The sequence below is a fragment of the Limnohabitans sp. TS-CS-82 genome (assembly GCF_002943475.1).
In genome coordinates, this window is the sequence record NZ_PTQX01000001.1 from 200175 (window position 1) to 215052 (window position 14878).

Annotated in this window: 17 protein-coding genes and 1 tRNA gene; 8 read left to right on the plus strand and 10 right to left on the minus strand. The window is 56.3% G+C overall.

The window, feature by feature from the left end; genetic code table 11:
- Window positions 1-47 precede the first annotated feature (47 nt).
- Window positions 48-479 (plus strand): hypothetical protein, encoded by a 432-nt coding sequence (locus tag C5F52_RS00890; protein ID WP_104796454.1) that lies wholly within the window; start codon window positions 48-50, stop codon window positions 477-479.
- Window positions 480-504: 25 nt separating this feature from the next.
- Here the strand turns inward: C5F52_RS00890 and C5F52_RS00895 are convergent, their stop codons facing one another.
- Window positions 505-1503 (minus strand): MOSC domain-containing protein, encoded by a 999-nt coding sequence (locus tag C5F52_RS00895; protein ID WP_236657675.1) that lies wholly within the window; start codon window positions 1501-1503, stop codon window positions 505-507.
- Between the two features lie 32 nt (window positions 1504-1535).
- Here C5F52_RS00895 and C5F52_RS00900 point away from each other — a divergent pair, with 32 nt between their 5' ends.
- The 7 genes from C5F52_RS00900 to C5F52_RS00930 all read left to right on the plus strand — a co-directional run bounded on the left by C5F52_RS00900 (window position 1536) and on the right by C5F52_RS00930 (window position 8005).
- The gene (locus C5F52_RS00900; protein WP_104796455.1) at window positions 1536-2657 is read left to right on the plus strand and encodes an FAD-dependent monooxygenase; all 1122 of its coding nucleotides are present in this window, start codon (window positions 1536-1538) and stop codon (window positions 2655-2657) included.
- 22 nt (window positions 2658-2679) lie between these two features.
- Complete coding sequence (locus C5F52_RS00905; RefSeq protein WP_104796456.1) at window positions 2680-3405, plus strand: DsbC family protein; 726 nt, start codon at window positions 2680-2682, stop codon at window positions 3403-3405.
- Between the two features lie 33 nt (window positions 3406-3438).
- The gene (locus C5F52_RS00910; RefSeq protein ID WP_104796457.1) at window positions 3439-3891 is read left to right on the plus strand and encodes a DUF3429 domain-containing protein; all 453 of its coding nucleotides are present in this window, start codon (window positions 3439-3441) and stop codon (window positions 3889-3891) included.
- A gap of 4 nt (window positions 3892-3895) precedes the next feature.
- On the plus strand, window positions 3896-5713 hold the full coding sequence (locus tag C5F52_RS00915; RefSeq protein WP_104796458.1) for a M61 family metallopeptidase: 1818 nt from the start codon (window positions 3896-3898) through the stop codon (window positions 5711-5713).
- Between the two features lie 50 nt (window positions 5714-5763).
- Entirely contained in the window at window positions 5764-6543 is a 780-nt protein-coding gene (locus C5F52_RS00920; RefSeq protein ID WP_104796459.1) for an enoyl-CoA hydratase, read from the plus strand.
- Between the two features lie 87 nt (window positions 6544-6630).
- Complete coding sequence (locus C5F52_RS00925) at window positions 6631-7368, plus strand: TerC family protein (protein WP_104796460.1); 738 nt, start codon at window positions 6631-6633, stop codon at window positions 7366-7368.
- A 115-nt stretch (window positions 7369-7483) separates the two neighbouring features.
- Window positions 7484-8005, plus strand: a complete 522-nt coding sequence (locus C5F52_RS00930; RefSeq protein WP_161499631.1) for a hypothetical protein — start codon at window positions 7484-7486, stop codon at window positions 8003-8005.
- Window positions 8006-8062: 57 nt separating this feature from the next.
- Here C5F52_RS00930 and C5F52_RS00935 read toward each other — a convergent pair.
- The 9 genes from C5F52_RS00935 to C5F52_RS00975 form a co-directional block, all read right to left on the minus strand.
- Window positions 8063-8139 (minus strand) — tRNA-Met (locus C5F52_RS00935).
- 58 nt (window positions 8140-8197) lie between these two features.
- Complete coding sequence (locus tag C5F52_RS00940) at window positions 8198-8536, minus strand: hypothetical protein (RefSeq protein ID WP_104796462.1); 339 nt, start codon at window positions 8534-8536, stop codon at window positions 8198-8200.
- Window positions 8537-8589: 53 nt separating this feature from the next.
- Complete coding sequence (locus tag C5F52_RS00945) at window positions 8590-9504, minus strand: ZIP family metal transporter (RefSeq protein ID WP_104796463.1); 915 nt, start codon at window positions 9502-9504, stop codon at window positions 8590-8592.
- Between the two features lie 6 nt (window positions 9505-9510).
- Window positions 9511-9981 carry a flavin reductase family protein gene (locus tag C5F52_RS00950; RefSeq protein WP_201746935.1) on the minus strand — a complete coding sequence of 157 codons (471 nt, stop codon included), beginning with the start codon at window positions 9979-9981 and terminating at the stop codon, window positions 9511-9513.
- 21 nt (window positions 9982-10002) lie between these two features.
- A complete protein-coding gene (locus tag C5F52_RS00955; RefSeq protein WP_104796464.1) occupies window positions 10003-11187 on the minus strand; it encodes an acetate/propionate family kinase in 1185 nt (394 codons plus the stop codon).
- Window positions 11184-12611 carry a bifunctional enoyl-CoA hydratase/phosphate acetyltransferase gene (locus C5F52_RS00960; RefSeq protein WP_104796465.1) on the minus strand — a complete coding sequence of 476 codons (1428 nt, stop codon included), beginning with the start codon at window positions 12609-12611 and terminating at the stop codon, window positions 11184-11186. Before C5F52_RS00960 ends, C5F52_RS00955 begins: the two co-directional genes overlap by 4 nt.
- An 8-nt stretch (window positions 12612-12619) precedes the next feature.
- Entirely contained in the window at window positions 12620-13387 is a 768-nt protein-coding gene (gene fabI / locus C5F52_RS00965; protein ID WP_104797107.1) for an enoyl-ACP reductase FabI, read from the minus strand.
- A gap of 5 nt (window positions 13388-13392) precedes the next feature.
- A complete protein-coding gene (locus tag C5F52_RS00970; protein WP_104796466.1) occupies window positions 13393-14283 on the minus strand; it encodes an NUDIX domain-containing protein in 891 nt (296 codons plus the stop codon).
- A gap of 24 nt (window positions 14284-14307) precedes the next feature.
- Entirely contained in the window at window positions 14308-14796 is a 489-nt protein-coding gene (locus tag C5F52_RS00975) for an OmpA family protein (protein ID WP_236657676.1), read from the minus strand.
- Window positions 14797-14878: the final 82 nt, after the last annotated feature.

Here is a 14878-nt window from a genome sequence, read left to right on the forward strand (position 1 = left end):
ACTGGTGTAGATTGTAATGAGGCGGGTTGCTCGCCTAGGAACCACTGATGAACCGCATAAACAGCACCATTTTTTCAATCGTTTTTCGCCCCGCTTTGCTCGCCGCCCAAGTGCTAATTTGCGCCAGCTTTTGCCTGCACGCACAAGCTCAAACACCTGCACAGCCGCAAGACGAACTCACGGCCCGCTACCAACAAGACTTGGCCGAATGCGAAGCCCAGCAAACCACGCAAGACTTAGCCGCTTGCCGCCTAGAAGCACGCAATGCCTTGGCCGAAGCCAAACGCAACCTGCTGAGCGACACCACAGCCAACTTGTTTGAAAAGAACCAACTCAAGCGCTGCCGCGTGTTCAAGGGCGACGACCGCGAGGCCTGCGAAGCCCGTGTGCGTGGGGATGGCAACAGCACGGGCAGTGTGCAAAGTGGCGGCATCTTGCGCGAGGTGACGCGACCTATTGCGCCCAACCCTGATCGCTGAGCTCTGCGGGCTTCAATGCCCAGACTTAAAACGCCCAATCGGCGCTGACGCGTTGGCCCACGCGCAGAACTTGGCCAATGCCCGCCACGGGCAAACAGTTCATGCCGAAGGTCAATGCGCCATTGACGCGCGGGTCTTGTCGATAGGCCTGCAAGGTGTCATTCACCGCAGGGTGGCTTTGGGCTGAATCGGGGTTAATGTTGGGGATAGGGCAACGTGGACAAGGCTTAACGGGCGTGAGCTGCACCGCCTCATGCTCGGTGTGACACGTGAGCGTGCCAATGCGGTCTTCGTCGTGTGCGTTCAACGGATACGACGTCTCCATATCACCCAACACCACATTGGCACGAAAACGCCGCATATCCACCATCGCTTCGCCTTTGGCTTGCAAACGCGCATTGAGTTCATCCAGCGACGCGGTGCTGGCCACCAGCACAGGAAAACCGTCACTGAACTGGTTGAACGAGGAAAAGCCTTGCGTCCACTTGACGTTACTGGGTCGATGGTGGTTGTCGTCAAAGCGCACCAAACGCAAAGGGCCTAGGCTGTTGCCCAAAAATTCAGTCAGCCACTTGCTGGCTTCTGCGCCCATATCGAAAGCGGGTACTTGGTCGTCCCACACACAGACTTTGACGGTGCGAGCCTCGGATAAAACAGACGGATTTGCCGCCTGCACAAAGCACCCGTCAGTCGTCAACGGTAAGTGCAAAGCGGCCATGCCACTCGCATGCAACACCAGCTCGACCAAGCCCGTCCCTGAATGAACCAACTCCGGCTGAATCAGCGCCATGCGCGGCAGTTCGCGCTGGGTGACCATCTCGCCGTCGGTATCGACCACCATCCACGCACGGTCGTGGGCGAGGCCAGCAGGCGTAAGCACCGCTTGCTGCACCGAGATGCCTGCGCACGACTTGATGGGAAACACCCACAAGGCGGCAATGCAGGCTTCAAATTCGGCGGGCGAATGCATGGGTAAAGCAGCCTCTTGGGCTTGCGAAATGGAGGGCTGAAAGCTTGACGTCATGCGGCATTGTGCCGCCCTCCTACAATCAATGCATGGCTCAAAAACTGGACGTTTGTATTCGCGGCGATGGCATGGTGGGACGCACCTTGGCCCTGCTGCTTGCCCGCCAAAAACTGCGTGTGGGATTGGTTACTTCACCACCCAAGACTACGCAGGACGTTAGGGCTTACTCACTCAACAGTGCCTCTCGCGACTTGCTTTCAGAACTTCGCTGCTGGCCTGACGCCTTGCATGCCACACCCGTGCAACACATGCGTGTGTGGGGCGACGATGGCGGCTTTACCCACTTTGAAAGCCCCACGCCCGAGGGCCTGACTTGGATTGTGGACGTGCCCGTGCTCGAAGCCCAGCTGGCTGAAGCTGTGCGTTACCAAGCTGAAATTACTTCGCTTACTGCCGCCGAACCCGCTGCTTTGACCGTGGTGTGCGAAGGCCGCGCCAGCGCCACCCGCGATGAGCTGGGTGTGAACTTTGAAGTGCTGCCCTACCAACAACACGCGGTGGCCGCCCGCGTGCGTTCCAGCACACCACACCGCCAGCAAGCGCTGCAGTGGTTTCACCACGGTGCACAGGGTTTAGAAATTTTGGCGCTGCTGCCCTTGGGCGGCGCGCAGGGCGACACCGCCAGCTTGGTGTGGTCGCTGCCGCCTGAGCGGACCAAAGACATGCTCGCCTTGAGCGCCGACGCATTTGGCATTGCGCTAGAAAACGCCAGCAACGGCGCACTCGGCCAAATCGAACTCACCAGCGAACGCGCCATGTGGCCGCTGCAACTGGCCCACGCCGACCGCTGGACCGGCAACTTTGCCGACGGCAGCGCTTGGGCGCTGGCGGGCGATGCGGCGCACAACATTCACCCCCTCGCTGGCCTCGGGCTCAACCTGGGCTTGGCCGATGTGGCCGAGCTAGCAAACGTGCTGAAAGCCCGCGAAGCCAAAGACTACTGGCGCAGTGTGGGTGACCGCTACTTTATGCGCCGCTACGAACGCGCCCGCAAAGCCGACATGGTGCCCACTTGGCTGGCCTGCGATGGCTTGCAACGCCTGTTCGCCCACCCCAACACCGGCGTGCAAGCGCTGCGCAACTGGGGCATGAATGGGTTCAACAGCCTCGCGCCTGTGAAGGCTTGGGCCATGCAACAGGCCATGGGCTAAACATTTAGAAAAGAAGCTTCATATGCAACACACATTCCGCTCACTCGCCACTGCTGCCCTGATGGCACTCAGCTTTTCCAGCGCCATGGCCCAAGGCCACGAAGCCACGATTCGCAAAAACCTGAGCGAGCGCATTCCACAAATCCCCAAGATTGAAGAAATCACCGCCACACCCTTGGCCGGTATTTACGAACTGCGCCTGAGCACCAACGAGATTTACTACAGCGACGCAGCCGGCAACTTCCTCATTCAAGGCAACTTGATTGACACCAAAAGCAAGCGCAACCTGACCGAAGAACGCGAAGCCAAACTGAGCGCGATCGACTTCAACGCCTTACCTCTGAAAGACGCCATCACCATCGTGCACGGCAATGGCAAGCGCAAGCTCGCCGTGTTTGAAGACCCCAACTGCGGCTACTGCAAACGCTTTGAGCGCGATTTGGCCAAGGTCGACAACGTGACGGTGTACTTATTCTTGTTGCCCGTGTTAGGCCCTGGCTCGGTGGAGAAATCACGCAATGTGTGGTGCGCCAAAGACCAAGCCGCTACTTGGGTCAACCTGATGCAAAAAGACACGCCAGCGCCCGCAGCACAGTGCAACACCGCTGCGATTGACCGCAACCTTGAATTCGCCCGTAAATACAAAATTACCGGCACGCCCACCTTGGTGGCGCAAGACGGCACGCGTGTACCGGGTGCAATTGACAACGCCAAGATTGAGCGCCTGTTGGCCGACGCTAGCAAGTAACTAAGCCCCATAAAAAGTAGAAACGAGTCCAACATGGTTCACTCCCCCATCACCCCCGACAGCGATGCTGGCCAATTGATTGAACGCTTGGGCTATGCGGGCCTCATCCCGTTTGTGGTGCTCGCCTTTTTCATGTGGATCGTCACGCCTGAGGCGCATCCGTTTGTGGCCATTGCGCTGAGCGCTTATGGCGCCACCATCGCTGCATTTTTGGGTGGCATCCATTGGGGGATTGGCCTGCGTCACAACGCACCGCAACGCAAGCTGCACATGGTGTGGGGTGTCATTCCTTCACTGGTGGCTTGGGTAGCGGTCATCATGCCCGCCTTCGCTGGTTTGCCATTGCTCGCGATGCTCTTGGTGGCTTGCTATTTGGTGGACCGAAAAACTTGGCCCGAAGCAGGCCTGCGCGATTGGATGACCATGCGTTTTCGCTTGACCGTGGTGTCCACCTTGTGCTGCTTGCTAGGCGCTGCTGCAACTTAAAACCATGCACTACAGAATCGAAGCAGCCGACCTGCACGCCCATCTGTATGGCGTGACGCTCACCATTGAGCAACCCGCAGCAAATCAACTCGTATCGCTGCCCGTGTGGATTGCTGGCAGCTACATGGTGCGCGAGTTTGCCAAGCAAATCACAGGCATCAGCGCACGCCAAGGCAAGCGCAATGTGACTGTGCATCAGCTAGACAAAGCCAGTTGGGCTTTGGACTGCGAAGCAGGCAAACCAATCACCCTGCACTACCAAGTGCATGCACATGACGATTCGGTTCGTACTGCTTGGTTAACAGGGCAGCGCGGATTTTTCAATGGCACGAGTTTGTGTTTGCAAGTTGAAGGGCAAGCCGATGTGCCGCATCAGCTAGAACTTGTCGCTGAATCATTCAATGCGGGTGTCGTGGCTTCGAAGTGGAAAGTGGCCACCGGCCTCACCCCAGTCAAAACCGACCGTCAAGGTTTTGGCACTTATGTGGCCGCCAACTACGACGAGCTGGTAGATTGCCCCGTGGAGATGGGCGCATTCTGGAGCGGTAGCTTCAAAGCCTGCGGCATCGAACACCGCTTTGTGGTGGCCGGTGCGACACCTGCGTTTGACGGCGAACGCCTGCTGCGCGACACCCAAAAGATTTGCGAAACCGCCATTCGTTTTTGGCACGGCAAAAAGCACTCAGCAACACCGCACAAAAACTATGTGTTCATGCTCAACGCTGTAGCCGATGGCTATGGCGGCTTGGAGCACAGCAACTCCACCGCACTCATTTGCAACCGCGCTGACTTGCCGCGCCATAACAGCATCGATGGCTCTGCCAAAGACGCCAAACAAAGCGAGGGCTACACCACGCTGCTGGGCCTCATCAGCCACGAGTATTTCCACACGTGGAACGTCAAGCGCTTGCGCCCTGCCGAGTTTGCACGTTACGACTACACGCAAGAGAACTACACCGAGCTACTGTGGTTCTTTGAAGGCTTCACCAGCTACTACGACGATTTGCTGCTGCGCCGCGCAGGGCTGATTGACGATGCGCAGTACCTGAAGCTGCTCAACAAAACCATCAACCAAGTGCTGCAAACGCCGGGCCGTGAAGTCCACAGCGTGGCGCAGTCGAGCTTTGAGGCGTGGACCAAGTACTACCGCCAAGACGCGAACAGCCCCAACCTGACCGTGAGCTACTACACCAAGGGCGCACTGGTGGCCCTGAGCCTAGACCTGACGTTGCGCCAGCACGGCGTGAAAAACCACAGCGTGTCGCTAGACGATGTGATGCGAGCCTTATGGACACGTTGCTGCACAGGAAAGCACAACGGCCCCATGACTGAGGCAGATGTGCTGGCCGTTCTCAAAGAACTCACAGGCCGTTCATGGACAGCCGAGTTCAAAGCTTGGGTGCATGGCACACGCGACCTGCCATTAGAAAAACTCTTGGCAAACCACGGCGTGAACGTGAAGCATGACCCCGCACAACTGGCTCAGCGCTTGGGCCTGCGTGTTGCAGAAGACCACAGCGTGCAAATCAAAACCGTGCTCAATGGCAGTGCGGCCCACAAGGCTGGTTTTGCGCCGGGTGATGAGTGGCTAGGTGTTGAGGTAGCTGGTAAAACGACATCACAGGCACCTTCTGCGTGGCGACTCAAAAAGCTCGACGACTTACCTCTCTACGCGGGTACAGCCAAAAAAGTAACCGCCCTCATCAGCCGTGACCGTCAGCTGCTGCGTCTGAACCTCGCATTACCCGACGCAAAAGCCAACAGCACTTGGCGTCTCGTGCTGGACAACCCCAAGCTCGTCGCCAAGTGGCTGGGCCTATAGTTGAGAACAACACCCTTTCACCTCTCTGAACCCATTTAGAAAGTTATCCCATGAGCTACGAATTCATCACCGTCCACACCGAAGCCGACAAAGTGGGCGTCATCACCCTGAACCGCCCCAAGCAGCTCAATGCGCTCAACGCTGGTTTGATGATTGAACTGGGCCAAGCCCTCAAAGACTTTGATGCCAACGAAGCCATTGGCTGCATGGTCATCACTGGCAGCGAAAAAGCATTTGCCGCAGGCGCTGACATTGGTGCCATGGCCACCTACAGCTTTGCCGATGTGTACAAGAACGACTACATCACCCGCGATTGGGAAACCATCCGCAGCATTCGCAAACCCGTCATCGCTGCCGTGAGCGGCTTTGCCTTGGGCGGCGGCTGCGAGCTGGCCATGATGTGCGACTTCATCATCGCTGCTGAAAACGCCAAGTTTGGCCAACCCGAAATCAAACTCGGCGTCATCCCAGGCGCGGGCGGTACACAACGCTTGCCTCGCGCCGTGGGCAAATCCAAAGCCATGGACTTGGCCCTGACTGGCCGCATGATGGACGCCGCTGAAGCCGAACGCTCTGGTTTGGTCAGCCGCGTTGTGCCACTGGACAAACTGATGGAAGAAACTTTGGGTGCAGCCATCATGATTTGTGGCTATTCACAAATCGCCGCCATGGCCGCCAAAGAGTCGGTCAACCGCGCCTTTGAAGGCACGCTGTCTGACGGCGTGATGTTTGAGCGCCGCATGTTCCACGCCTTGTTTGCCACCGCAGACCAAAAAGAAGGCATGGACGCGTTTGTCAACAAACGCCCAGCCGCCTTCAAAAACCAATAAGCAATGCCTCAAGCGTCTAAATGCCCACAGTTTGTGGACTTTTAGACCCTCGCTACCATGCGGGTTATCTGAATAAGAAAGCACTGCATGGAACTCCTGACCGACCCACAAGCGTGGATAGCGTTTGCCACCCTCACCGCACTCGAGCTGGTGCTGGGCATTGACAACATCATCTTCATTTCCATCTTGGTAGACAAGCTGCCACCTGAGAAGCGTGAGTTGGCGCGTCGCATTGGTTTGTTCATGGCCATGTTCATGCGCATTGGCTTGCTGCTCTTGCTGTCAGTCATCGTGGGGTTGGTCGAACCCTTGTTCACTGCATTTGGTAAAGACATTTCAGGCCGTGACCTGATTTTGATTTCGGGCGGCTTGTTTCTGATTTGGAAAAGCACCGGTGAAATCCATCAATCGCTGGAAGGCGAAGAAGAGCACGGTAGCAGCGCGGTCAAAGCCACCATGGCGGCCATCATTCTTCAAATCATGGTGATTGACTTGGTGTTCTCACTCGACTCCATCATCACCGCCGTGGGCATGGTGGACGAAGTGGCCATCATGATTGCAGCCGTCATCGCATCTGTCGGCTTGATGATGGCCTTTGCCTCTGCCATTGGTCGCTTTGTGTCGAACCACCCCTCCATCAAGATGTTGGCCCTCACCTTCTTGGTCGTGGTGGGCGTGGTGTTGATGGCAGAAGGATTGGGTCATCACATCCCGAAGGGCTACATCTACTTCGCCATGGCGTTCTCGGTGATTGTGGAAATGCTCAACATTCGCTTTCGCAAGCGCGCCAAACAAGTGGTTCAGCTACACCAGCAAAGACCTTAATTTGGAAACACGCCAGATAGGCAGGTGTATGCAAGGTTCAAACTATTCAAAATAGAATGGTTTGATGCCATCGTCAGCCAAACTCAGCATAGAAACGCAAGCCCTCATCACCTTGATGTGCGGCATTGCTTATTACTATGCATTTCAGCTAAACGTCTTTTTTTTCGAATGGTCTGAATTCGCCCATGGCGTGAATTGGCTTTACATCCCAAGTGGTTTACGCCTGCTGTTTGTGTTGGTGCTGACCCACACAGGGGCTATCGGCATCGTGCTGGGCTCAGTTGCCACCAACTACGCGCTTGGTTCACCCGACAACAGCCATGCATTCAACCTGCTCACAGGCCTGATCTCTGGCGGATCACCTTATTTGGCCCGTTTTGTGGCCATCCACTTCTTGCAGCTCAACACGCAATTAGAGGGGTTGACCGCTAAGAGTTTTTTCAAAATTTCTGTCTTGTTTGCCTTAACCAGCGCCCTACTCCATCAAGTGTGGTATTTCTGGACGGGCAAGACGGAACACATCATCACCAATACCTTGGTGATGGCCATCGGGGATTGGTTTGGGACGGTGCTTGTGCTGGCGTCGGCAAGCGTAGTTATCCATACCGTTAAATCTCTTGGCCAGATGAAGCAGTGAACGGCGTTTGCGCAGACAACAAAAAACCCACAGTCAAAAGACTGTGGGTTTTTATTTTGGTGGTGGTAGCGGGATTTGAACCTGCGACATCAGCATTATGAATGCTGCGCTCTAACCAACTGAGCTATACCACCGAATCAGGGCAGAATTGTAAACCATTTTCAGACCTTCTCAGGCGCATCAAACTCGACATTAAGCCCGTGAAGCAGCCGCACTCATCACGTCGCCAAGTTCAGCAAAGTAGGCATCTGCTGCTGCGGTGGGAACCAAGTATTTGGTACGGCGATTCTGCCCCTCAAACATTTGGGCAATCAGACCTGCTTCACGCAAAGCATCTAATTTGCGATGAATCGTTGCAGGACTAGCCACAGTCGACATGGCCATGGCTTCGGTCACAGTCAGTGCATTGCCCTGTGCGTGCCGGAGGGCAATCAACTGCAATAAATGTCTGGCGGTTTCGTCTACTGTCGACACAGACGCAGCATCAAGCGTTTGTGCCAGCGATAGAAAACGAAGGTATGTTTCTCTCATGGATAGATTCTATGGTCTAGGCTGAAAATTAGCGATGAATAATTGAGCAAACATTACTCAAACACTTTGAACAGCAGCGCTGCAAAGAAACCACTCAAGGTGGCCAAACCCACCCAATTGGGTGGCGCTAAGTGTGTCGCTTCAGGCAGCATGGCTGCGCAAATCATGGTGAGCATGGCACCTGCAGCCAAGCCTTCGATAAACACCATGGCATTGTGTGGCACCCACTCGCCCATCACAGCGCCTAGCGCGGCGGCAATGCCGGTCATCAACACCAAAGACAGCCACATGATGAGGATGCGTTGCACGCTCATACCCTGCATGCGCATTTGCGCAGAACTCGACAAAGCCTCGGGCAAGTTCGACAAAAACAAACCAGCCAACAAGGTGTAGGGCAACACATCCCAAAACACGATGGGCGTCCCTGCCTGGACGCTGACCGTGACGGTGGCCATGAGCACCGTGCCCACCACAAAACTCTCAGGCAACCCATCAAGCAAGTTGCCCAACCAAATAGCCACGGCTGCATTGTCATGAGAGGCGTGTTTCTTTTCTAGTGCTTCGCCGGTTGGCAAAGGCTGTGTGTGATGCTGCGGCAAGTGGGCCCGCTCATGCATGATTTTGGAAATGAGGTATGCGGTTTTACGCAAGTAACCCCCATGCTCCACCAACACCCAGTCCAACAGCACAAACACAATGCCCCCCACAAAGGCACCGGCCACCAAATGGAAAAAGTTACGCACCTCCACAGCACGCACCTCGGCTGAGGTGGCACGCATGAACGCATCAATGGACGGGGCGACCAACTCAATCGCCAAGGCCGACAACAAAGCGCCAGCACCAAAAGCGGCCATCAAGCCCACCACGCGCTGAGGCAACTTGAAATAAATGCCGATCAAAGAGCCGATCAGCAATGAGGCCGAACACATCACACCAAGGACGAAGGCCCAAGCCACATACATGTCCATGGCGGCTTAGTCTTCCATGGGTGCGAGCACACCAAAGCTGCGCTGCGCATACGCCAAGCCATGGCCGGCTTGCACGCCAAAGTCAAGCACTTCGCCAATCAAGATGTCATGGTCACCCGCTGACACCACTTGCGCGATGCGGCAATCAAACCAAGCGATCACACCTTCTAAGCGTGGGTGCTGGTTCACGCCGCGCACCAAATGCTGGTCTGCAAAGCGTTCGGCTTGCGTGCCTTGCGCAAAATTAAGCGCCACGTCTTTTTGCTGAGCGCCCAACACGTTGACCATGTAGCCACCAGCGGTGACAAACGCCTCATGGCTAGCCGATGTTTTACGCACGCTCCAAAGCACCATGGCTGGGTCCAGCGACACGGTGTTGAAGGAGTTGCAAGTCATGCCCCAGTCAAGGCCCTGGGTGTGAGCAGTTACCACGGTCACGCCGGTGGTGAAGCAGCTCATTGCGTCTTTGATGTTCACGCCGTGCTTTCAGAATTATTTTTATAAAAACGCGAGAGCGTCTTGTGCGGCCACACGGCCTTCGTCGGTGGGGACCACCCACACCTCGATGGCGCTATTGTCGGCGTGAATCGAAACCGCTTGGTCGCCAGTGGCCTTTGCATTGCGTGCGGCATCCACCTGCACGCCGAGGTAAGCCAAAGCATCGCCCACTTGTTGGCGCAGCACGGCATCGTGCTCGCCAATGCCGCCGGTGAAGGCCAACACATCCAAGCCACCAATGCAGGCACTGAGTGCGCCTACTTCGCGCACCACACGGTGGGCAAACAAATCAGTGGCAAAGCGTGCGGCTTCAGTTTGAGAGGCTCGCAAAGTGCGCATGTCAGCGCTCTCGCCTGATACGCCCAGTAAGCCGCTTTGTTTGTAAAGCAGCTTTTGAATTGCGTCGTGGTCCCAACCCTGCTCCATCAAGTACAGCAGAACACCAGGGTCGAGCGCACCACTGCGCGTGCCCATCATCAAGCCATCTAGGGCCGAGAAGCCCATGGTGGTGGCGCGGCTTTGGTGGTCTGTGGTGGCACACACACTCGCACCATTACCTAAGTGGGCCATGACCACGCGGCCAGCCGAGCGCGGCACCTCGCGTTGCAACACTTGGCTCACGTATTGATACGACAAGCCATGAAAGCCATAGCGACGCACACCTTGTTCGGTGAGTTTTTTGTCAATCGCAAAAGTGGTTTCAAGCGGCGACAAGGTGCGATGAAACGCGGTGTCAAAACACGCCACTTGCGGCACATCGGGGAACGATTCAGCAAATGCGTTGATGCCCGCCAAGTTGTGTGGTTGGTGCAAGGGCGCCAAGGCATTGAGCGTGGCGAGTTGCGCCATCACCTCAGGCGTGACACGCACGCTGCTGCTGTAGAACGCACCGCCATGCACCACACGGTGCGCAATGGCTTGCACGCGCAAATGCGAAAAACGCAACGCCAGCAAACTGTCAAGCGCTTCCAATGCAGCCTCAAAGGGCTCTTGGTCGGACATGACACACACATCCGTGATCTCTTTGCCTTGGCCCTGAATCGCCATGCAGATGCGTGGCTCGCCCGAAGGCTCTAAGCCTTCGATGTTGCCCGTGACTTCTGCTTCACCAATGCCTGCCCCTTCAATGGGGTAAAGCGCAAACTTGAGGCTAGACGAACCCGCGTTGACAGACAGGATGCTCATGCGGGATGCGTGCGGTAGTGGTGGGCAATCAGCTTGGCCAACAAGGCCGAAGCGCTGCGCGTGGTGGCGGTGTCAGCACGGCTGGTGAGCGCAATCGGCACGCGTGCCCCGAGCACCACACCCGAGCCTGAAGCGCCAGCCAAATACTCGAGCTGCTTGGCCATCATGTTGCCCGACTCCAAATCAGGCGCCACCAAAATGTCAGCTTGACCTGCCACCGCAGAGGCAATGTGTTTGATCTCCGCTGCGTGGCTAGACACGGCGTTGTCAAACGCGAGTGGGCCATCGAGCAAGCCACCTTTGATTTGTCCACGGTCGGCCATCTTGCACAAGGCCGCCGCATCCAAGGTGGAAGGGATGTTGGGATTCACGGTTTCAACCGCCGAGAGGATGGCCACTTTCGGTGTGGCCACGCCCATGATTTGTGCAAACAAAATCGCGTTTTGCACGATGTCGGCTTTCTCGGCCAAGTTGGGCGCGATGTTGAGCGCGGCATCGGTGATGTACAGCGGCTTGGGGTACATGGGCGCTTCAAAGCGAAACACGTGCGACATGCGGCGGCCTGTGCGCAGCCCTTTTTGCGACACCACGGCATGAATCAATTCATCGGTGTGCAAGCTGCCTTTCATCAAGGCTTCTAGCTTTTTGTCAGCGGCCATTTGTGCGGCCATCTCAGCTGCATCGTGGCTGTGCGCCACGTCAATCACTTCGATGCCGGTCAAATCAATGCCGGCCTCAGCTGCCACAGCGCGCAGTTTTTTCTCAGGCGCAATCAGCACGGCGTGAATCAGGCCTGCATGGTGCGCGTCCATCGCACCTTGCAATGAATCGGCATCGCACGGGTGCACCACACCGCAACGCACGGGCTCTAGGTGTGCGCCCAATGCCAACAAATTGGCATGACGTTGCTCGGGGTCAAACAGGCTGATATGCGGCGCGTGGATGCGCGGCATGCGCAACTTTTCGCTTGGGGCCATCACTTTGGCCACGCCGTAGAGCACGCGTTCACCTTTTTGGTTGACCAACAAGCAGTCCAGTTCAATGGTCTTTTTATCGTCTTGTTTGGCTGTGCAAGTGACGGTCACGTTGAGCGTGTCACCAATTCGCACAGGGCGGCTGAAGTGCAAGTTTTGCTCCAAGTAAATCGTGCCTGGACCTGGAAACACAGTGCCTAACACGGTGCTGATCAGCGAGCCACCCCACATGCCATGACCAATCACGCCATGGAACAACGTGGCGTTGGCATACGTGGGGTCTAAGTGCGCGGGGTTGGTGTCACCCGACACAGCGGCAAAAGCTTGGATATCCGCCAGCGTGAGTGTGCGCACCATGCGTGCCGCTTGCCCCACCACGATGCTGTCGTAGGGGTAGTTTTCCAGCCACTCGTTGTGAGGGTCGTTGGTGGTGTCGAGGATGTCGTTCATGGGGGTCTTCAGTTCACGGCATGGCTGCCGGCATCTACATAAATGGTTTGGCCTGTCATGCCGCTGGCGGCATCAGTGCACAAGAAGGTGCTGAGGTTGGCAATCTCTTCCAGCGTCACCAAGCGGCCCAAAGGCGCTTTGGCCATGTTGCTTTGCATGAGTGCATCAAAGGCTTCGATGCCCGATGCGGCACGCGTGGGGATAGGCCCAGGTGATACGGCATGCACGCGCACGCCTTGCGAGCCGAGCTCCAAAGCCATGTAGCGCACCAACGATTCGAGTGCAGCTTTGACAGGCCCCATCAAGCCATAGTGCGGCACGGCTTCGTCAGCCCCCAAATAAGACATGGTGACCATGCTGCCGCCCTGTGTCATGTAAGGTGCGCACAGTTTGGCGAGCGTGGCGAACGAATGGCACGACACCTCCATGGCACGTGCAAAGCCAACGCTGGAACTGTCAATCACACGGCCATGCAAATCGGCCAACGGCGCCCAAGCGATGGAGTGAATCACAAAGTCCAGACGGCCAAACTTAGCGACGGCGTAGGCCACCAAATTTTCCAACTCTTCTGGTGTTTCGATGTTGCAGGTTTGCAAGTCCATGCCCAGCGGCTGGGTGAGTGGCTCGACAAAGGGACGTGCCTTTTCATTCAAGCACGAGGCCACCACCTCAGCCCCCATGGCCTGCGCTTGACGCGCACAACCCCATGCAATGCTGTGCTCGTTGGCCAAGCCCAGCACCAAACCTTTTTTGCCTTTGAGATCAAAGGCAGACATCGTGTTCATAAAAATTCCTCAAAACCGCCAGCGGGCTCAAAACGGCCCGCCACAAAACGCAAACGTGTCGGCCCGCGCATGGCACGCTGCGTCACCGAATGACGCACATCACCGGGATAGCACAGGGTACGCACACCCTCGTCATCAAACGGCTCGGGCAAGATCACCGGTGGTGTTTGTTGTTTGGCACAGTTCAACACACTGGCCGTACAGGTGTGTGACAGCAAAGACACCAAGGTCATGATTTGCGGTGGCGCCAGCGGCAAGCCGCCTGCCCAATAGCGGTCCAAAGCCTCGCGCGGGCTGAGCCACACGCTGTCGATGGCTTCGATGTTGTCGTGAATCGGATGCTGCCCCGCGGGCAACACAGCCACAAAAAATCGGGTGTCAAAACGTTTGTTGGTCACCGAAGGCTGCACAGGTGTGATCCAACGCGACCAGGGCGCCAAGTGCTGCGTGTCCACACGCAAACCTGCACGTTGCAACACCTCGCCAAAGGATTGACCACCATGAAGCGCTTGTTGCCATTGCAGACGTTGCGCAGCGTCATGCGCCAAAGAGCCATGCAAGCGGGCGTACAACACGCCGCACTCTTCCAGCACTTCCCTGACCGCCGCCACATACAAACCAGCGGCGGTGTGTTCGGATAACTCGGGCTCACCCAAGGCACTGTGCAGCGCTTGCGGTGAGACATCGAGATGGGCATGCAAATCAGGCGCGCAATCTGCGTCATCCAATTTGCCACCCGGAAAAACATAAGCGCCACCCAACACAGCCGAAGCCATGTGGCGGCGCAATAAAAAGACTTCTAGGCCTTTTTCGGGGTCATCACGTAACAACACCACCGTGGCCGAGGCCCGCGGTGGTGTTGTGATGACTTCGCTGTTGAGTTGCATGAACCTCAGCGATGAATCAACGAATTACTTGCTTGGGTAAGCCAAGTCAACGCGGCGGTTTTGTGCCCAAGCGGCTTCGTCATGGCCTGCGGCCAAAGACTTTTCGCTACCGAAGCTGACGGGTTCAACTTGACCGTCTTTCACGCCATAGGCTTTCAAGCCACGCACCACAGCTTCAGCACGCTTTTGGCCCAAAGCCAAGTTGTACTCGCGGCCACCGCGCTCGTCGGCATTGCCTTCGGCACGAATTTTCAACGCTGGGTTAGCAGCCAAGTATTTACCCTGACGCTCAACCACTGCAGCTTGGTTGGCTTTGATGTCGAACTTGTCGAAGTCAAAGTACACGCTGCGCTCTTTAGAAATCAGGCTGTTGGGGTTCAAGTGATCAGCAGCCACAGAAGCGACAGCGGAAGATGCTTTGGCATCCGACACGTTGTCCAACTTGGTAGAGCTGCAAGCCGACAACAAAGCGACTGACACGATAGAAAGAAGGGCAAAAAGGCGTTTGGACATGAGAGCTTTCATTTTTAAATTAACCCCACAATTTTAACGGATGACTTTTTTGGATCGAAGTGTTGTTTTTTTTGACACTTCT